This is a genomic window from Arthrobacter sp. sptzw42 (assembly GCF_059089685.1).
In genome coordinates, this window is record NZ_JBNHEX010000002.1 from 122,648 (window position 1) to 141,009 (window position 18,362).

At 66.0% G+C, this 18,362-nt stretch carries 14 protein-coding genes and 1 pseudogene; 7 read left to right on the forward strand and 8 right to left on the reverse strand.

All coding sequences use genetic code 11. The features are described 5' to 3' along the window. Positions 1-6: 6 nt before the first annotated feature. Positions 7-1,062, reverse strand: a complete 1,056-nt coding sequence (locus tag AC5RT4_RS02640; protein ID WP_494039667.1) for a YeiH family protein — start codon at positions 1,060-1,062, stop codon at positions 7-9. 113 nt (positions 1,063-1,175) lie between these two features. On the opposite strand from AC5RT4_RS02640, the gene AC5RT4_RS02645 reads away from it, so the two are divergent. Genes AC5RT4_RS02645 through AC5RT4_RS02655 form a run of 3 tightly spaced genes read left to right on the forward strand, consistent with a single transcriptional unit; the run spans position 1,176 to position 4,567 of the window. After that, on the forward strand, positions 1,176-2,732 hold the full coding sequence (locus AC5RT4_RS02645) for a circularly permuted type 2 ATP-grasp protein (protein ID WP_494039668.1): 1,557 nt from the start codon (positions 1,176-1,178) through the stop codon (positions 2,730-2,732). 60 nt (positions 2,733-2,792) lie between these two features. Then, on the forward strand, positions 2,793-3,719 hold the full coding sequence (locus AC5RT4_RS02650; RefSeq protein WP_102975536.1) for an alpha-E domain-containing protein: 927 nt from the start codon (positions 2,793-2,795) through the stop codon (positions 3,717-3,719). Continuing rightward, on the forward strand, positions 3,716-4,567 hold the full coding sequence (locus AC5RT4_RS02655) for a transglutaminase family protein (protein WP_494104789.1): 852 nt from the start codon (positions 3,716-3,718) through the stop codon (positions 4,565-4,567). Before AC5RT4_RS02650 ends, AC5RT4_RS02655 begins: the two co-directional genes overlap by 4 nt. A gap of 64 nt (positions 4,568-4,631) precedes the next feature. Here the strand turns inward: AC5RT4_RS02655 and AC5RT4_RS02660 are convergent. The 3 genes and pseudogenes from AC5RT4_RS02660 to glgC all read right to left on the reverse strand — a co-directional run bounded on the left by AC5RT4_RS02660 (position 4,632) and on the right by glgC (position 8,082). Continuing rightward, positions 4,632-5,098, reverse strand: a pseudogene (locus tag AC5RT4_RS02660) (pyridoxamine 5'-phosphate oxidase family protein). A 16-nt stretch (positions 5,099-5,114) separates the two neighbouring features. Next, entirely contained in the window at positions 5,115-6,566 is a 1,452-nt protein-coding gene (locus AC5RT4_RS02665; RefSeq protein ID WP_494104790.1) for an SDR family NAD(P)-dependent oxidoreductase, read from the reverse strand. Between the two features lie 106 nt (positions 6,567-6,672). Continuing rightward, positions 6,673-8,082 (reverse strand): glucose-1-phosphate adenylyltransferase, encoded by a 1,410-nt coding sequence (gene glgC / locus AC5RT4_RS02670; protein WP_494104791.1) that lies wholly within the window; start codon positions 8,080-8,082, stop codon positions 6,673-6,675. 103 nt (positions 8,083-8,185) lie between these two features. Between glgC and glgA the strand changes: the two genes are divergently transcribed. Next, on the forward strand, positions 8,186-9,391 hold the full coding sequence (gene glgA / locus AC5RT4_RS02675; protein ID WP_494039673.1) for a glycogen synthase: 1,206 nt from the start codon (positions 8,186-8,188) through the stop codon (positions 9,389-9,391). 85 nt (positions 9,392-9,476) lie between these two features. On the opposite strand, the gene AC5RT4_RS02680 is transcribed toward glgA, so the two are convergent. Together AC5RT4_RS02680 and AC5RT4_RS02685 are read right to left on the reverse strand one after the other, a co-directional pair. Beyond that, positions 9,477-11,585, reverse strand: coding sequence for an acyl-CoA dehydrogenase family protein (locus AC5RT4_RS02680; protein WP_494104792.1), 2,109 nt, complete (start codon positions 11,583-11,585; stop codon positions 9,477-9,479). Between the two features lie 60 nt (positions 11,586-11,645). Beyond that, on the reverse strand, positions 11,646-12,341 hold the full coding sequence (locus AC5RT4_RS02685) for a TetR/AcrR family transcriptional regulator (RefSeq protein WP_494104793.1): 696 nt from the start codon (positions 12,339-12,341) through the stop codon (positions 11,646-11,648). A gap of 61 nt (positions 12,342-12,402) precedes the next feature. Between AC5RT4_RS02685 and AC5RT4_RS02690 the strand changes: the two genes are divergently transcribed. Genes AC5RT4_RS02690 through AC5RT4_RS02700 form a run of 3 tightly spaced genes read left to right on the forward strand, consistent with a single transcriptional unit; the run spans position 12,403 to position 16,025 of the window. Then, positions 12,403-13,767: an acetyl-CoA C-acetyltransferase gene (locus tag AC5RT4_RS02690; RefSeq protein ID WP_494039675.1), complete on the forward strand. Its 1,365-nt coding sequence runs from the start codon at positions 12,403-12,405 to the stop codon at positions 13,765-13,767. 9 nt (positions 13,768-13,776) lie between these two features. After that, complete coding sequence (locus AC5RT4_RS02695) at positions 13,777-15,117, forward strand: 3-oxoacyl-ACP reductase (protein WP_494104794.1); 1,341 nt, start codon at positions 13,777-13,779, stop codon at positions 15,115-15,117. Then, complete coding sequence (locus tag AC5RT4_RS02700; RefSeq protein WP_494104795.1) at positions 15,114-16,025, forward strand: MaoC family dehydratase; 912 nt, start codon at positions 15,114-15,116, stop codon at positions 16,023-16,025. Before AC5RT4_RS02695 ends, AC5RT4_RS02700 begins: the two co-directional genes overlap by 4 nt. Before the next feature lie 10 nt (positions 16,026-16,035). On the opposite strand, the gene AC5RT4_RS02705 is transcribed toward AC5RT4_RS02700, so the two are convergent. Both AC5RT4_RS02705 and AC5RT4_RS02710 read right to left on the reverse strand, forming a co-directional pair. Continuing rightward, a complete protein-coding gene (locus tag AC5RT4_RS02705) occupies positions 16,036-17,103 on the reverse strand; it encodes an FUSC family protein (protein ID WP_494040135.1) in 1,068 nt (355 codons plus the stop codon). A gap of 148 nt (positions 17,104-17,251) precedes the next feature. After that, positions 17,252-18,361 (reverse strand): serine hydrolase domain-containing protein, encoded by a 1,110-nt coding sequence (locus AC5RT4_RS02710; RefSeq protein ID WP_494039678.1) that lies wholly within the window; start codon positions 18,359-18,361, stop codon positions 17,252-17,254. Position 18,362: the final 1 nt, after the last annotated feature.

An 18,362-nucleotide genomic window follows, 5' to 3' on the forward strand; every position in this document is an offset into this window, starting at 1 on the left:
CTTCGTTCACCCGGCGATCAGCAGGGCAGCCGCGAGCCCCAGCAGGGCAATCAGGAGCCAGGACGCGAGGGCTGCCAGGAGCGCACGTCCGCCGGTGTGAAGGAGCAGGCGGATCCGCACAGCGGAGCCCAGGCCGAACAGCGCGGCGCCGAGCAGGATGTCCTGCAGCGCGGCCCCTGCCTCCAGCCAGCCCGCCGGGAGCCAGCCAGTGGACCGGAGGCCCACCATGGCCACGAAGCCGAGGACAAACAGGGGCACCACCGGCGGCAGTTTCACGTCCCCGCCGTCCGTGTCCGGACCGGGTCTGGCAGCGAGGCGCTGGTGCGCGCCGGCGATGGCGGCCACGGGGGCCAGCAGCAGCACCCGGGTGAGCTTGACGACGACGGCGATGCCCAGCGCGGCGGACCCGGCAGTTTGCGCCGTGGCCACGACCTGGCCCACGTCGTGCACAGAAGCCCCGGTCCAGGCGCCGAAAACCGGTGCGCTGAGCTGCAGTGGATGGACCAGGAGCGGCATGACCCCGATTGCCAGCGTGCCGCAGAGCGTCACGAGCGCCACCGGCAGGACGGTGTCCACGTGCCGGATCCGACGGACGGCAGCCATGGCACCGATGGCGGAAGCACCGCAGATCGAAAAGCCTGTGGCCACCAGGAGTGACGTCACCGGCGGAAGCCGGAACAGCCGGGAGATGAGGTAGGTTCCGCCGAAGCCCGCGGCCACCACTGCCGCTATCAGCACCAGCGCCAGCCAGCCCAGTCCCAGGACGTCCATGACGCTCACTTTCAAACCCAGCAGGACGATGCCGCCGCGCATCAGGTGCTTTCCGGCGAAGTCCAGTCCCGGTCGGGCCCTTCCGGCAGTCCAGACGCCCGTTGCCGGGAGGTTGGCCGCCAGGACACCCAGGACCACGGCCAGGGTCATGGCCGGGAGTACGGGAACGAACCGGTGGACCAGGAAAGCTGCGGCGAGTGCAACAGCCGCCGTGGCAAGGCCGGGAAGCAACCGGTCGGCACCGCCGGAGACGCCCGGGCCGGGGCTGGGGAGGCTTCTGCGGACTGGCACTCACCTACTGTGCCGGAAAAGACGCAGGATGCACGAACCAGACCACCTCAGCCAACACGCCACAATGGATGGCAGTAATGAATTCGAAACAAAAAGATGGTTGGCTATTGGACATGTCAGACCTATTCCAGGATTACTCCGTGGCCGCCGGCCGGACCGGAGCCTACGACGAGATGTTCGCCCCCGGGCAACAGGCCCGGGGCTCCTATGGGCAGGTGGCGGACGCCCTTCGCAAGCTCTCCCTCGCCGATGTCAGCGCCCGTGCGGACTCGATGGCGCGTACCTTCCTGGACCGTGGCGTCACCTTCGACTTCGCAGGGGAGGAACGGCCCTTCCCGCTGGACATCGTTCCCAGGGTCATTCCCGCTGCCGAATGGGACGTGTTGGAACGCGGCGTCGCCCAGCGCGTGCACGCGCTCGAGGCGTTCCTCAACGACGTGTACGACAAGATGAACGTGGTGTCCGACGGCGTGATACCCCGGCAGCTGGTGACCACCAGCGCACACTTCCACCGCCAGGTCCACGGTTTCGAACCGGCCGGCGGCGTCCGCGTGCACGTTTCAGGCATCGACGTCGTACGTGATGCAGCCGGAACCTTCCGCGTGCTGGAGGACAACGTCCGCGTACCCTCCGGCGTGAGCTACGTCCTGGAGAACAGGCGCGCCATGGCCAAGGGCCTGCCCGAAGCGTTCGGCCAGCAGCTCATCCGCCCGGTGGAGGAATACCCCCGCCGGCTCCTCTCGGCCCTGCGCAAAACCGCGCCCGCCGGTGTGGACGATCCCACGGTCGTCGTCCTGACCCCCGGGGTGTTCAACAGCGCCTACTTCGAGCACACCCTGCTCGCGGGCCTGATGGGTGTGGAACTGGTGGAGGGCCGGGACCTCATCTGCCGCGGAAACCGCGTGTACATGCGCACCACCGCCGGGGAGCAGCGCGTGGATGTCATTTATAAACGGATCGACGACGACTTCCTGGACCCGCTGCAGTTCCGGGCCGATTCCATGCTCGGCTGCCCCGGGCTCGTCAACGCCGCCCGGGCCGGCGGGGTGACCATCGCCAACGCGGTGGGCAACGGCGTCGCGGATGACAAACTGGTCTACAGTTACGTCCCGGACCTCATCCGCTACTACCTCAACGAGGAACCCATCATCGCGAACGTGGACACCTTCCGCCTGGAGGAGAAGGAAGCCCGCGAGTACACCCTGGACAACCTGTCAGAGCTTGTGGTCAAGCCGGTGGACGGCTCGGGCGGCAAGGGCCTGGTCATAGGCCCGGACGCTTCCAAGGATGAACTCGACGCCCTCCGCCAGCGGGTCATTGCCGACCCCCGCGGCTGGATTGCCCAGCCGGTGCTGCAGCTCTCCACCGTCCCGACCCTGGGCGGCGACAAGTTCGGACCCCGCCACGTGGACCTGCGGCCTTTCGCGGTGAACGACGGCGACAACGTCTGGGTACTGCCCGGCGGCCTTACCCGCGTGGCGCTCAAAGAGGGGTCGCTGATTGTGAACTCCAGCCAGGGCGGCGGTTCCAAGGACACCTGGGTCCTTGCGGATTCGCCCCAGGTGCCGGTGGAAACTCTGCCGCGGCCCTCCATTTCAGTCCGCGAGCGTGTCTCCGTATGGCCGGTGGAGAGCAACTGGCGCGACCGCCAGTCGGAGCAGCAGCAGTGACCCGGGCCATGATCGAACCATTGTCTTTTCCAGTGTCGGGCCCGCAGGAGGTAGCCGCGAATGCTTAGCCGTATTGCCGAGTCCCTATTCTGGATCGGCCGTTATGTGGAGCGTGCCGATGGCACCGCGCGCATCCTTGATGTGCATCTGGAGCGGCTGAACCACCTGCCTATGGACGAACGCAAGAGCGTGGCGCAGGAACTCCTGGCCGTGATGGGCGCACGACCACAGAGCGAGGACTTCGGGCTGCCGGAACTGCTCCACGCCCTGGCATACGACAAAACCAGCGCCACCTCCATTGCAGGGTCCCTGGGAGCAGCACGGGAAAACGCCCGCCGCGCCCGCGAGACAGTGTCATCGGGACTGTGGGAGAGCCTCAACACCACCTACTACGGGTTAAGCCAGCACCGCAAGGACGTGGTGGGCACCTACCGGTTCTGCAACTGGACGCTGGAACGCACAGCCATGGTGAGCGGCCTGGCGGACACCACGGTGAGCCACGACGAAAGCTGGCTGTTCCTGGTGCTGGGCCGGTCCCTGGAGCGGGCTGACATGACCGCCCGCATGCTTTCCACCCGGGACGTCCTGTCAGCCGGGATGTCCTGGGTCAACATGCTCCGGTGCGCCGGTGCCTACGAGTCCTTCCTGCGCACCCGCAGGGCGGCGTTCGGCGACCAGCACGCCGCAGAGTTCCTGCTCCTGGACCGGCTGTTCCCGCGGTCCATTGTGTACGCGCTCCGGGACGCCGACGAGTGCCTCGCCAAACTTGATCCCTCCGCCCAGCGCGTGGGCTTCATCAACGACGCCCGCCGGATTGTGGGCCAGGCCCGCACGTTCCTGGAGTTCCACCGCACGGACGACCTCATGTCCGAACTGCCTGAACACATGGAACGCGTGCAGAAGGCAGTGTCCCAGGCCTCGGACGCCATTTCCCGTAAGTACTTCAATCAGGCGGACGAACTGGCCTGGGTGGGAGAAGTTTCATGACCCGGCTGAGCATCGTCCACAAGACGGCCTACAAGTACAACAAGCGCGTCACGCTGTCCTATAACGAGGCGAGGATGACGCCCCTGACCGATTCCCAGCAGGTGGTGCTGGAATCGGTGGTCAAGGTTTCGCCGTCGCAGGCTGCCGTGAGCACCTACCGCGACTACTGGGGGACCAGGGTCACTGCCTTTGACATGCAGATGCCGCACGAGCACCTCGAAGTGGTTTCCAACATCACGGTGGAAGTGCACCGTGCCGAGAAGATCCCTTCCGAGCAGGACATTGTGGGCTGGGACGTCCTCGCCTCACCCGAGACCCTCAATACGTTCAGCGACTGGCTTCCGCAGTCCAGGCTGAGCGGTCCCGGTGACGAGGTCCTGGGCATCGTCCCCGGGGTGGTGGCGGACAAAAACCCGCACGACGCCGCCATGGCCGTCTTCGAGTGGATGCGCGGTGAGATGACCTATATGTCCGGCTCCACTGCCGTCACCACCAACGCTGAAGAGGCTTGGAACCAACGGCAGGGTGTGTGCCAGGACCTGGCGCACCTCGCCATCGGTGCGCTGCGGAGCTGCGGCATCCCTGCCCGGTACGTTTCGGGATACCTGCACCCCCGGTCCAGTGCCGGCATCGGCGAAACGGTGGCCGGCCAGTCCCATGCGTGGCTGGAATTTTGGGACGGCGACTGGCGGAGCTGGGATCCGACCAACCATAAACCTGCCGGCGACTTCCATGTCACCGTGGCCCGGGGGAGGGACTACCGGGACGTGTCCCCGCTGAAAGGCATCCTGTCCGGCGGTGGCGGGTCTGCGCTGAACGTGAGTGTGGAGATCACCCAGCTGGCCTGATGCTGCCTGCCGTTCGACGGCACCGTTCCGCCTCAGGCGTCCGCGGATGCGGACGCCTGAGGCTTTACTCAGGGACCGTCCTGCCAACGCCGCTGAGCTGGGTCCACCAGGTGAGCGGTTCCGTCACCTTGAACCGCCGGCCGGTGAGACTGTCCGGGGTGATGCGGACGAACGCGTCCTTCTTGCCTGCCTGCCAGGGGAAGAGGTACAGCTCCGTGGTCCCCAAAACCTCGTCGGTTGCAGTGACGACGTCCGCAGTGCCCTTCGCCACGACGCTCCACACGAGCCCCGTGTCCGGGTCCACGCCGTCCGCCTCCAGGGCCACCGGGGCGCTCCCTGACGCGCCGGCCAGCTTGGTCCCTTCGCCGGTCCTGAAGACGAGGGTACCGCCGTCCACCGTGTAGTTGATGGGGAAGATATCTGGACGCCCGTCAGCCAGGACCGCGAGCCTGCCACGGACACCGTCCGCAGCATGGCCCAGCATTCGTGGCGTTCCAGGTTCTGTACGTCAGGAGGGGTCTCAGGGCTCATGCCGCTGAGCATACGCCTACCATGGGCTCGGCTTGTAGTCCTTCAGGAACACCCCGTACTGGTCCTCGCCGTGCTCGCCCATCACGATGGGGTCGTAGACCCGCGCCGCCCCGTCCACTAGGTCCAGGGGTGCGTGGAAGCCCTCCTCCATGAGCCGGACTTTGGTGAAGTGGGGCCGTTCGTCAGTGATCCAGCCGGTGTCGACGGCGGTCATCAGGATGCCGTCCGTGTCCAGCATTTCCTGCGCGCTGGTCCGGGTCATCATGTTCAGGGCCGCCTTGGCCATGTTGGTGTGCGGGTGCCCGGGGCCCTTGTAGGCGCGCGAGAACTGGCCCTCCATGGCGGAGACGTTGACGATGTACTTCCGGTTCGCGGTGGACCGTTTCATCGCGGGCCGGAGCCTGCTGACCAGCAGGAACGGGGCGGTGACGTTGCAGAGCTGGACCTCGAGCATTTCGAGCGGGTCCACCTCATCGACCACCTGCGTCCAGCTGTTGATGGTAGCAAGGTCCGGAACCAGCCCGCCGGCGTCGATGGCCGTTCCTGAGGCGATGCGCTCCAGTGAAGCGGAACCGGTGGAGAGCGCCAGTGAGGTGATGGCGTCACCGGCGAGGACCGGATGCTCCGTGACGCTGCTGGCCAGAGCCAGGGGGTGCTTGTCATGCGCATGGCCGAAGGTCACGAGCTCGGGGCCGCCGTTGGCCTGCTCAAGGGCCGCGGGAAGCGGTTCGTCCTCCGCGTCCACCAGCGGCTTGTAGGCGTTACCGGACCGGCGCACTGTCTGGGCCGCGTTGTTGATGATAATGTCCAGCGGGCCGGCCTCGTTGAGCGAGTCGGTCAGGGCCATTACCTGGGCGGGGTCGCGCAGGTCGATGCCCACGATGCGGAGCCGGTGAAGCCACTCGCCGCTGTCCTCCATGGCAGCGAACCGGCGGGCCGCGTCCTTGGGGAACCGGGTGGTGATGGTGGTGTGGGCGCCATCCCGGAGCAGCCGGAGCGCGATGTACATCCCGATCTTGGCCCGGCCGCCGGTGAGCAGGGCGCGGCGTCCGGTCAGGTCAGTGCGGGCGTCCCGCTTGCCGTGGTTGAACGCGGCACACTCCGGGCAGAGCTGATGGTAGAAGGCGTCAACCTGGGTGTAGTGCTGCTTGCAGATGTAGCAGGGGCGGGAGCGGATCAGGTGACCCGCCACCTTGCCGGTAGCCGAGGGGGCCAGCTTGTTTCCACGGGTTTCGTCGTCGATCCGGTCCGGGGCTGCGGTTGCCGTCTGGGCGATCACGGCCCGGTCAGCCTCGGAAATCAGGTCCCGCTTGGTGACGCGGCGGTGCCTCTTGACGGCCTTGAACATTTTGCCGGTGGCTCGGCGCACCGAGATGTAGTCCGGATGCTCCTCGTCATAGGCGTGGATCGTGTTGAGGACCTTGAGGCAGGCCTGGATTTCCTCAGGCGTCAAATCGGGGGAGCTCATTGTACCGATTTTACAGCCTCCGGCCCCCCTGCCCGCCCCGCAGTCAACGGGGCGGGCAGCAGGGGAGCGGTCCCTGGCAGAAGCGGGGAGCGCTTCTTCGAAGCGATCAGGAGATGCGGGCGCCGGAAGCTGTTTCTGCTGCTGCGGCAGCGTGCGTCTTGGCGACCTTGTCCACGGATTCCCGAAGATCCGGGTACTGCTCCGCTGCTGCCTTAATCGCGTTCGGCACAAGATGCAGGTTGGCGGCAGCAAGCTTGCGCTCTTCGTCTCCGGGCTCGGGAACTTCCTGGCCCTTGGCCAGGACGGTGATTCCGGAGTCGGTGACCTTGAAGCCGCGGGCGCGGTCCAGGTCCGGGTCGAGTCCGATTGCGGCTCCCGCCGGCACCTTGACGTTTTTGTCGATGATGGCCCGGTTGATGACGGCGCCCTCACCGATCTGCACCTTGTCCATCAGGACCGAATCGATGATCCGGCTGCTGGTGGCCACGTAGACATCGTTGGAGAGGACCGAGCCTTCCACCACGCCGCCGGAGATCACCACGCCATTGGAGACAATCGAGTCCAGGGCGGCGCCCACAGTGTTGTTCTGGCCGCGGACGAACTTGGCCGGCGGGGAAATGCTCTGCCGGGTGTAGATGGGCCATTCGGAGTTGTACAGGTTGAAGACCGGCAGCGGGGAGATGAGGTCCATGTGGGCGTCGTAGAACGAATCGATGGTGCCGACGTCGCGCCAGTACGTACGGTCCCGCTCGGTTGAGCCGGGGATGTCGTTGAGGGTGAAGTCGTAGACACCGGCTTCGCCCTGGTTCACGAAGTAGGGGATGATGTCTCCGCCCATGTCGTGCTTGGTGTCCAGCCGCTCGGCGTCCACGTGCAGGGCTGCGACGAGTGCGTCGGCGTCGAACACATAGTTGCCCATTGAGGCCAGGAACTGGGAGGGGTCTGCGGCCAGTCCGGGGGTGGTGGCGGGCTTTTCCACGAAGGCCGCGATCTTCTGGGGATCGTTCTGGTCCACTTCGATCACGCCGAACTGGTCGGCCATGTGCAGCGGCTGCCGTACCGCGGCGACAGTCGCCTTGGCGCCGCTGTTGACGTGCTGCGCCACCATCTGGGCGAAATCCATCCGGTAGACGTGGTCAGCGCCTACTACCACCACGATGTCCGGGTTGGCATCGTGGATAAGGTTTAAGGACTGGTAGATGGCATTGGCGCTGCCGAGGAACCAGCTCTTGCCCACACGCTGCTGGGCCGGAACGGAGGCCACGTAGTTGCCCAGCTGCGTGGACATGCGCCAGGTCTCAGAGATGTGGCGGTCAAGGCTGTGGGACTTGTACTGGGTGAGAACGACGATCTGAAGGTAGCGGGAATTCACCAGGTTGGACAGGGCGAAGTCAATCAGGCGGTAGCTTCCCGCGAACGGTACCGCGGGCTTCGCACGGTCTGCCGTCAGTGGCATCAGTCTGTTTCCCTCGCCGCCTGCGAGGACAATGGCCAGGACTCTTTTGTTCAACGGCATATTTGGTCGCTCCTGTACGCCTTCGTAACTCCCCAAGACAGTCCGGCATGCCCGGACTCCTTCACACTAGAACAGTTAAGCGTGAAGGACTACCTTGGTGCTTGTGCGAATAGACATTGTGACTAAAGAGTTCCCGCCGGAGATCTATGGTGGCGCCGGGGTCCACGTGGCCGAATTGAGCAGGGTGCTTAGTAAGCACGTTGACCTGCAGGTTCGTGCTTTCGGGGCTCCCCGCGACGCTGACTACCACGGTGCCGGAGTGACCTCCTACGCGGTCCCGGAGGACCTGGGATCAGCCAACGCCGCTGTCCAGACCCTTGGGGTGGACCTGCGGATCGTCCCTGACATCGAGGGCGCGGACCTGGTCCATTCACACACCTGGTACGCCAACATGGCAGGGCACCTTGCGTCCCTGCTCCACGGGATTCCGCACGTTCTGAGCGCCCACAGCCTCGAACCGCTTCGTCCCTGGAAGGCGGAGCAGCTTGGCGGGGGCTACGCTTTGTCCTCCTGGGTGGAGAAGACAGCTTACGAGGCCGCTGCGGCCATCATCGCCGTATCGGAAGGCATGCGGCAGGACATCCTGCGCAGCTACCCCGACGTGGACCCGGCCAAGGTGCGGGTGGTCCACAACGGCATCGACGTGGGGCTCTGGAACCGCGATGAGAACACCGACGCGGTCCGCGCCCTGGGCATTGATCCGGACAAGCCGAGTGTCGTTTTTGTGGGGAGAAACACGCGCCAGAAGGGCGTTCCCTACCTTCTGAGAGCCGCCGCCAAGCTTCCGGCCGACGTCCAGCTGGTCCTCTGCCTGGGCGCTGCCGACACTCCGGAACTGGCTGCGGAGACGGCCCGCCTGATCGAGGACCTTCAGCGGGAGCGGACCGGCGTTGTCCTGATTGAACGCATGCTGCCCCGCCATGAGCTCATCCAGGTGCTCAGCCACGCCACCGCCTTCGCCTGCCCCTCCATCTACGAACCGCTCGGCATCGTCAACCTCGAAGCCATGGCCTGCGGCGCAGCTGTGGTGGCCAGCGCCACCGGCGGTATTCCCGAGGTGGTGGACCACGGCCGCACGGGGCTCCTCGTGGATCTGGAACAGGTCACCGACGGCACCGGCACGCCCCTTGACCCGGAAAAGTTCGTCACCGAATTCGCCGCCGCCCTCACCGATGTGGTCTCCGACCCCGACCGTGCCCGCGCCATGGGACAGGCCGGCCGGCTGCGCGCGGAACAGCACTTCTCCTGGGAATCGATCACCGAAACAACCCTTGAGGTGTACCGCTCAGTGCTGCCGGCACAGAGTTAGCAGCTCTTTCCAGCACAAACGACGACGGCGCCGCCCCCTCGCCAGGGGAGCGGCGCCGTCGTCGTTTTCCTGCGCCCGGGTGATGTCAGTTCCGCTTCCCCGCCACGGTGCGGGCGAGGAGCACCTTCTCATCCACGGGTGCCTGGCCGCTGGCCCGCTGGTTGCGGAAGTAGGCGCGCGCCTCGTCCTGCCGCTCTTTCTCGGCGCCGGTGGCGATCCTTGCCCTGACGTGCTGTTCGCCGTAGCCGAAGGCGTCCACGAGGTCCACGGCATGGGGACGGAGCCTTACCAGCAACCGGTTGATGTACCCGCCCACGGTGCGGCCCCGCTGCATGGAAAGGCGGCCGTTCATGAGGTACCAGGACAGGTTCTTTTCGATCAGCGAAAGCCCGAACAGGTCCCGCAGCCAGGTCAGCACGGTCTTCGTGCCGGGATCAGCAACATCGCGCAGCGCATCCGTGAACGCCTCCCACTGAAGCAATTCTGCATGCGCCTGGGCTGCGTCGATGAGTTCATTCTGGTGCCTGTTGAACAGGGCTGCCCCCTTCTCCTGCGACAGCCGTCCCGCCCCCTTTAGAGCCGCAGCCGCCTCGGCCACCATGGTCTGCACGCGGTCGGTGAGGAGCGCGCGCTGGCCCTCCTCGTCGCGGAGGGCAATGGCCGCTTTTTGCACGGAGCCGGTGTCGGCCACGAACTGGGCCACCTGGCGCAGGCCGGTGCGGTGGATGGCCGCTCCGGTCGCCTGGCCGACAACGTAGCGTGCCAGCACCCCGAAGTCCACGCTCCGGAATTCCTTGGCGTAATCAGCCAGGAGCCGCTTGGCGACCAGCTGCAACAACACCGTGTTGTCGCCTTCGAAGGTGGCGTAGACGTCCAGGTCGGCCCGCAGTGATGCAAACCGGTTCTCGATTAGGAACCCGGCGCCGCCGGATGCTTCGCGGCACTCCTGCAGGGTGCCCAGCGCATGCCAGGTGCTGAGCGGTTTCAGTGCGGCAGCCAGGGTCTCCAGGTCCTGGCGGTCTTCGTCCGTATCGTGGGCCCCGGAGAACACGTCGTCGAACTTTTCCAGCAGCTGCTCGTGGGCGAAGCTGGCCGCGTACGTGGTGGCCAGCCTTGTCAGCAGGCGTTTCTGGTGCCGCTGGTAGTCCAGGAGCACTTCCTCTTCGGTGTGGGAGGAGGCGTTGAACTGCCGGCGTTCGGTGGCGTATTGGATGGCCGCCTTCAGAGCGACCTTGGATGCGGCAACAGCAGCGCCGTCCAGCGACACCCGGCCCTGCACCAGGGTGCCCAGCATGGTGAAGAAGCGGCGTCCCGGGCTGGCGATGGGGGAGCTGTACCGTCCGTCGGCGTCCACGTCGCCGTAGCGGTTGAGCAGGTTGGTCCGCGGGATTCGGAGGTGCGTGAAGTGAAGCCGGCCGTTGTCGATGCCGTTGAGGCCGCCCTTGATGCCGTCGTCCTCGCCGCCGATGCTGGGCAGGAAGTCCTTGGTGTCCGGGTCACGGAGATCCACGTAGAAGGCGTGCACCCCGTGGTTGACGCCCCGGGTGACCAACTGGGCGAACACCACCGCGGCGAGGCCGTCCGTGGCCGCGTTGCCGATGTAGTCCTTCCAGGCTGCCCGGAAGGGCGTGTGCACGACGAATTCATCGGTGGAAGGGTCGTAGGTCGCGGTGGTGGCGATGCTGGCCACGTCAGAGCCATGACCGGTTTCCGTCATGGCAAAGCAGCCAGGAATCTGAAGGTTCATGATGCCCGGAAGCCACTTTGCGTGGTGTTCGGCGGTGCCGAGGTGCATCACCGCGGAACCGAAAAGCCCCCACTGGACGCCGGCCTTGATCTGCAGCGAGGGGTCCGCCACCACCAGTTCCTCAAAGCCTGCGATGTTCCCGCCGTGGTCATCGGAGCCGCCCAGCGACTCGGGAAACGCCCGGTGCACTGCCCTGTTGTCCACGAGGTACTTCAGCTGCCCGAACACGCGGGCACGGTGTTCCGTGTGGGTCAGGCCTTCAATCTTGTGCAGTTCCGGTTGCGCGGCCAGGTTCCTGGCCTGGCGGCGGGTGGCGGCCCACTTGCCCAACAGTTGCTCACCCAGCGCGTCGACGTCGACGGCGGGCTGGGCGGAGGCGGTGCCCGGGGCGGCCGTTGCTTCGGGACTTTGCCGGTTTCGGGCGGGACGGTCCACTAGTTCAGTCATGTCGATGTCCTTTATTGGTGCTGACAGGTGGGGTGGTGGTGCTGCGGGGGATCATGGCGATCAGGCGTCGGGGCCGGACAACTTGGGCAGTTCAGGAGCAATCCCAACGCACAGCCAGGCCGTTATCTGCCGTGCCATCGCTTCCTGCCCGGGTTTCGTTGCGGAGTCCGGGGTACTGAGCCATTGTTCTCCCGCGTTCCGCACCAGCCCGATGGCCGCTTTGGGCCAGTAGCCGATGACGGCCTCCTTGCCATCGCCCAGGTGTGAGCGCATGGGAGTGGCAATCATGTCTGCCACGGCGTCAAAGAAGTGCCCCAAGGCAGCGGACCCGGCGGCCGAGTCCCTGGAAGGGTCCTGTTCAGCAGCCGCATGCTGTGTGACGAAGGTGTAGACGTTCGGGCTCGTACTGGCCATCTGCAGGTAGGCAGTCACCATGGCAAGCAGACCTTCGCGTGGCGTAACGGCGCTCTGCGCGGCTTCCTGGATCCGACGCTGCATCTGGCTGAGGACAACTTCGCCTACAGCCTGCTGAAGTCCGGCTTTGTCCCCGAAATAGCGGTAAAAGACGGATTTCGAGGTTCCTGCTGCGGCGGCAATGTCCTCCATGGAAGCGTCGCTGCCAAGGGCGTGCACTGCCCGTCGGGCTGACTTGATCAGCTCCCTGCGCCGCTCCTCCCGGTGGCTCTGCCAGCGGGACGAGCGCCCGTCTTCGGGCGCGATCACAGCGACTGGTGCGGGGCGTTGCCGGGTGTTCACGATACCCAGCGTATCAGGTACGCTGGGTATCGGTAACCGAACGTGACCCGAGGAGATACCCATGTCCATCGACGGACAGCCCACCACCGGACAAGACGCTGCCGGAACTCCCGCCGCAAGCTCCGCCCCTGCTCATCGCCGCGCAGTCATTGTTGGAGGCAACCGCATCCCGTTCGCGCGGTCGGGCGGCGCCTACGCCAAGTCGTCCAACCAGGACATGCTTACAGCCGCCCTGGACGGGCTCATCGCACGGTTTGGTCTGCAGGACGAACGCATCGGGGAAGTGGCTGCCGGGGCGGTCCTGAAGCACTCACGGGATTTTAACCTCACCCGTGAGGCGGTGCTCGGTTCCGCCCTCTCCCCGGAGACACCGGCCTACGACCTCCAGCAGGCCTGCGCCACGGGCCTTGAAACGGTGGTAGGCCTGGCCAATAAGATCAAGCTGGGCCAGATTGACTCAGCGATCGCAGGCGGGGTGGACTCAGCGTCCGACGCCCCTGTAGTGGTCAGCGAGGGACTGCGCGAAGTGATCCTCGACCTCAACCGGGCCAAGAGCCTTCCGCAGCGGCTGCAGATCCTGAGCCGCCTGCGGCCCAAGGACCTGGCGCCGCTTGCCCCGGGAACCTCCGAGCCCAGGACGGGACTGTCCATGGGGGAGCACCAGGCGCTGACCACAGCCCAATGGAAGATCTCGCGTGAGGCGCAGGATGAAATCGCCCTGAACAGCCACCGGAACCTCGCGGCGGCCTACGAGACAGGCTTCTTTGATGACCTGCTCACCCCTTACCGCGGCCTGACCCGGGACGGAAACCTGCGTCCTGACACCTCCCTGGAAAAGCTCGCAGCCCTCAAACCCGTCTTCGGCAAGAACCTCGGCGCGGACGCCACCATGACCGCTGGAAACTCCACCCCGCTGACCGACGGCGCCTCCACCGTGCTGCTGGCTTCCGAAGAATGGGCCGATGCCCGCGACCTGCCCAAGCTCGCAGCCGTGGTGGATGGGGAAGCAGCTGCGGTGGATTTCGTGCACGGCAAGGACGGACTCCTGATGGCACCGGTGTTCGCCGTGCCCAGGCTGCTCTCCCGCCAGGGCCTCACTCTGGACGACATCGACTTCATCGAAATCCACGAGGCCTTCGCGGCCACAGTCCTCAGCATGCTGGCCGCCTGGGAGGACGAGGAATTCGGCCGGACCCGGCTCGGATTGCCAGGTGCCTTCGGCAAGGTGGACCGGTCAAAGCTGAACATCAATGGGTCCTCACTTGCTGCAGGCCACCCCTTCGCCGCGACCGGCGGCCGAATTGTTGCTTCGCTCGCCAAAACACTGCATGAAAAGGCGCTTACTGACGGGCGCCCCGCCCGCGGCCTCGTCTCGATCTGCGCAGCCGGCGGCCTGGGCGTTGTTGCAATCCTGGAATCACTGTAGGGGGCACGGATGACGGATACATACGCACAACTGGTAAACCAGGGCCTGGGCAGGAATGTAGCCAAAAAGCTCGGGCTTCCCCAGCCGGCAGTCCTGCGCCGGTACGAGCCCGGGGAACCGCTGATCACGGGACCCGTCCTGGTCCAGGGAAGCACGGCAGGCGCTGACACCCTGGCCGCCGAACTGCTCTCCTGGGACCTGGATGTCCGGCGCCACGCCGTTCCGCGGGAAAAGCTTGGAGCCATCATCCTGGTACTGGATGACGTGGCCCAGCCGGAAGACCTGGGAAAGCCCGTCCTCTCCGCTGCAGCTTCCCTCCGGGACCTGGCTGCGGGAGGCCGTGTCATTACCGTGTCCCGGCTGGCGTCGGACGCAACCACCCCGGCGGCGGCAGCAGCGCGGCAGGGCGTGGACGGCTTCCTGCGTTCCCTGGCGAAGGAACTGCGGGCCGGCGCCACCGGCAACGGTATTCTGCTGGCACCGGACGTGCAGACCACCAGCCCGGGCGCACTGGCAGCAATCCGCTTCTTCCTTTCGGGCCGTTCCGCCTTTGTGGACGGCCAGTTCATCACGGTCTCGACAGCCGCGGGAGAACCTCCGCAGGACGTGGGAAAGCCATTGAAAGGCAGGGTCGCCGTCGTCACCGGAGCAGCCCGGGGCATCGGCGCGGCAATCGCCAGGACCCTGCACCGGGACGGCGCCACCCTGGTCCTGGTGGACATCCCGGCAGCCGGCGACCAGTTGGCAGCGGTAGCCAACGAGGTGCGGGGGACTGCGCTCCAGCTGGACATCAGCAGGAACGACGCCGGGAAAAGGATCCTTGGGCACGCAGTCCAGCGGCACGGGCGGCTGGACATCATGGTCCACAACGCCGGCATTACCCGGGACAAGCTCCTGGCCAATATGGATGAAGCCCGCTGGAACTTGGTAATCGACATCAACATTGCGGCCCAGCTCCGGATTAACGAGGCACTCCTTGGGTCCGAACACTTCCGCGCTTCTCCGCGAATCGTCTCCGTCGCCTCCACCAGCGGCATTGCGGGAAACCGGGGACAGACCAACTACGCGGCATCCAAGGGCGGTGTCATGGGCATGGTCCGTGCCACCGCGCCGCTGATCAGTGCCCACGGGGGAAGCATCAATGCCGTGGCGCCCGGCTTTATCGAAACCGAGATGACGGCCCGGGTGCCGCTGGTTCTGCGGGAGATGGGGCGCCGCCTCAACTCGCTGCAGCAGGGCGGACAACCAACCGACGTGGCCGAAACCATCGCCTTCCTTGCCAGCGACGCCGCCGGCGGTATTAACGGTGAAGTTCTGCGGGTCTGTGGGCAGTATGTGATGGGAGCATGATGCCCGCTCAACCAGTGATCCTGGGCGAGATGCCGTCGCTGTCGAAGCTGTACGTAAATGCCGCAGCCCAGGCGGCCCGGCGCAGGTTGCTTGGAACGCATGACGGCTCCGTTCTCCCGGGGGAAGGCCACGAGGTCCGCAGGGTCACGGTGAACGTTCAAAACCTCACTGCATACCAGCACCTGGTCGGCGAAACTGCCAGTGATGTCCTGCCCGCCGGCTTCATCCATGCCCTGGCGTTCCCCCTCGCCATGAGCGTCATGAACCGGGACGACTTTCCGCTCCCGCTGCTGGGCATGATCCACCTTCGAAACAGCGTGGAACACAGAGCGCCGGTGCTGTTCACGGACGCCCTGGACATTACTGCGCACGTCGAAAACCTGCGCGGCCACCGTGCGGGGACTCAAGTGGACGTGGTAACCGAGGTGCGTCTGGCCGGCAAAGAAGACACTTCCTGGCAGGGTACGTCAACCTACCTCGCCAAGGGGGTTTTCCTCCCCGGCATCGACAAACCATCAGCGGCTCCGGCACACACCGGGTTCACGGCCCCGGACCCCACGGGGCTCTGGCAGTTGGGGGTAGACACCGGAAGGGCCTACGCGGCCGTATCCGGGGACTTCAACCCCATCCACCTCAGCGTGCTGTCAGCCAAGGCGCTTGGGATGCGGCGCTCCATCGCCCACGGCATGTACCTTGCGGCCAGGGCGCTCGCCGACGTCGGTGCTGTCCGTGGTGATTCTTTCTCCTGGGACGTGGACTTCGAGGCTCCGGTCTTCCTTCCCTGCCGGGTGGCGCTGGATATCAGTACGGTGCAGGGCGCCGCGGGAAACTGGGAGCGCTCCGACTTTTCAGCGTGGAACCCGCGGTCCGGCCGCAGGCATTTCAGCGGCTCGGTCAAGGCCCTTTAGTCTTCCTTTCCTACGACGGCGTTGCCTCGCCGCCGGGACGGACGGCACGCAGGATCCGGTGAAGGCTGAGGAGGATCGACTCGGACGCGGGGAGGGCGCCCTCTTGCAGCTCCCGGGCGGCGGTGGCTGCCGCGGCGGCGTTTACAGCCGTCGTGGCGGCGGCGAAAAGCACCTCCTGCTCCGCTGTGTCCGCACCGGTGATTGAGGAAAGCAAATTGCCGGCTGCGGTGATCGCGTCGGCAAGCGGTCCGCTGTCCTGCAGCGGAACGGTGTAGGGCACGTCGCTTTCCCAGATGACGTCCGAGAGCACGTCCGTCATGTCCTGGACGTGGAACGTCACCCGCTCCAGTTGTCGAAGGTTGCGGTAGTCGTCGTCGATATCACGGGGGTGGAGCCTGCGCCGGGGGTTGGCGCGCCGGCTGGCGTCAGCTTCTTGAACGAGGTGCCGGACGGAGCGCGCGGCCGATGCGAGCTCCTCGGAGCGGCGCGACCATTCCTCGTGTTCAGGCGGCCACTCTTCCTTCAGCGCTGCACCCATGTCTGTCAACTGCTTGCCCAGGGCAAGGCGTAAGTCATCCAGGCTGGCCGCGGCCGCCTTCAGGTGCAGCGGGGGAAAAACCAGGAAGTTCACGGCGATGCCCACACCCACGCCCACGCCCATCTGCATTAGGTATCCGAAAGAAAATTCGTCTGCATTGTTGCCTCCCACAAGGAGGACCAGCAGGGCCGCCGTCGGAATCCAGTCGCTGCCGGAACCTATGCCCCGAACCCCGCCCAGCAGCACACCTATCCCCATGAACAAGGCCACCGTCAGGGGTGAGGGATCCGCAATGGTCACGAGGATGACAGCGAGGCCTATGCCGACGGCGAGCCCGGCAAGGGCCTGGAAGCCCTGGCGCACTGAGCCTGCGACGTTGTGGTACATCGCCACCAGTGCTCCCAGCGGCGCGTAGTAGGGGTAGTTGGCTGCTGCCCCCGGCATCAGCGGGGCGATCAGGAAGGCCAGGCCCGCGGCCAGGGCGGCCTTCGCCGCCAACTGCAGGCGCTGTGCAGCGAACGCAGCGGACAGTCCTTCCACTGCCTGCTTCAGGTACTGGGTGCCCCAGGCCCACCGGACTGCCGGACGTGCTTGAGATTTGGCCATTCAATTAACCCTAGGGCGCCCGCCAGGGCGGGGACAAAGCCGCTGGTCAGGCCGGGGACCGGGGCATCCGGTGTGGCCGTTTTCAGGACAAGGCTGCCACTGAACGGCGCACGGCGGCGCCAAGTTGGTGGGCTTTGCCCGGCGTTCGTCCGTCCTCAGCCCGCCGGGGAATGTAGCCAAACCCGAGCCCGTAAGCGGGGTCAGCGAACCCCAGGGCCGCATTGGCGCCCTCGTGGCCGAAGGCACGGTGGCTGCCGAAGTTCCGGGAGGGGTGGGGCTTCATGAACACCACGGCAAAGGCGTTGTCCAGCCCGGAGGACCGGTCAAGGCCCCACACCTGCTCCTGGGACATCAGCTCCACTGTTGCGGGGCGCAGGAAGGCCTCTCCGCCGTCGATTCCGGTGGTGGCCGCGGCGTAAAGCCTGGCCAGGCCATCGGCGGATCCCACTCCGCCCGCCGCCGACATGCCGGCGGCCCGCACTGCGCGGATGTTCGGGAGCTCCATGATGGTGCTGACAGCCGCGTTGCTGTTCAGGCCGTCAAGGCTAAGGGGGTCCAGCCAAGGCTCCTGCGGGTCGCCGGTGTAGAGCACGTCCCTGTACCGGGTCTCCAACTCCTGGGGCAGGCCAAGGAAGAAGTCGATGTCCCGGGCGGTCCGGATCCTCCGGTCATAAATTCCCTGAAGCGGTTCTCCGGCGGTCCGGCGGCACAGCTCCTCCATCAGGATCCCGATGGTCAGGGCGTGGTAGCCGAACTGCCGCCCCGGCTGCCAGGACGGCCGTGCGGCGGCCAGGCGGGCGGCAGCACCGGGGGTGGTGAACTCATCCAGCGCGAACCCGCCCTCCACACCTGGAAGCCCGGCCTGGTGTGACAAGGCTTCCCGCACCAGCAACCTGTCCTTGCCATGGACCGCAAACTCGGGCCAGTAGTGGGCCACCGTAGCGTCGAGGTCAAGCAGTCCGTCCTGGACGAGTAGTGCCATCACCATCGCTGCCACTCCCTTGGAGCAGGAGTAGGCGCCGGTTATCGTGTCCGCGTCCATGTCCGGTCCACCCGTGAGTGCCACCACCTGCTTCCCCTGGTGGTAGGCGGCGAGTTGGGCACTGTACTCAGGATCCGCGTCCAGGAATGATTCGAAGAGCTCCAGTACGTTTTCGTAGCCGGGCGTTATGTGGCATTGGGATATCTGCATC

Excerpts from the sequence above, each read along its gene's own strand:
- AC5RT4_RS02645 (WP_494039668.1), top strand. The coding sequence starts at position 1,176 with ATGTCAGACCTATTCCAGGATTACTCCGTGGCCGCCGGCCGGACCGGA.
- AC5RT4_RS02650 (WP_102975536.1), top strand. The coding sequence starts at position 2,793 with ATGCTTAGCCGTATTGCCGAGTCCCTATTCTGGATCGGCCGTTATGTG.
- AC5RT4_RS02655 (WP_494104789.1), top strand. The coding sequence starts at position 3,716 with ATGACCCGGCTGAGCATCGTCCACAAGACGGCCTACAAGTACAACAAG.
- AC5RT4_RS02665 (WP_494104790.1), bottom strand. The coding sequence starts at position 6,566 with ATGAGCTCCCCCGATTTGACGCCTGAGGAAATCCAGGCCTGCCTCAAG.
- glgC (WP_494104791.1), bottom strand. The coding sequence starts at position 8,082 with ATGCCGTTGAACAAAAGAGTCCTGGCCATTGTCCTCGCAGGCGGCGAG.
- AC5RT4_RS02680 (WP_494104792.1), bottom strand. The coding sequence starts at position 11,585 with ATGACTGAACTAGTGGACCGTCCCGCCCGAAACCGGCAAAGTCCCGAA.
- AC5RT4_RS02690 (WP_494039675.1), top strand. The coding sequence starts at position 12,403 with ATGTCCATCGACGGACAGCCCACCACCGGACAAGACGCTGCCGGAACT.
- AC5RT4_RS02695 (WP_494104794.1), top strand. The coding sequence starts at position 13,777 with ATGACGGATACATACGCACAACTGGTAAACCAGGGCCTGGGCAGGAAT.
- AC5RT4_RS02700 (WP_494104795.1), top strand. The coding sequence starts at position 15,114 with ATGATGCCCGCTCAACCAGTGATCCTGGGCGAGATGCCGTCGCTGTCG.
- AC5RT4_RS02710 (WP_494039678.1), bottom strand. The coding sequence starts at position 18,361 with ATGCAGATATCCCAATGCCACATAACGCCCGGCTACGAAAACGTACTG.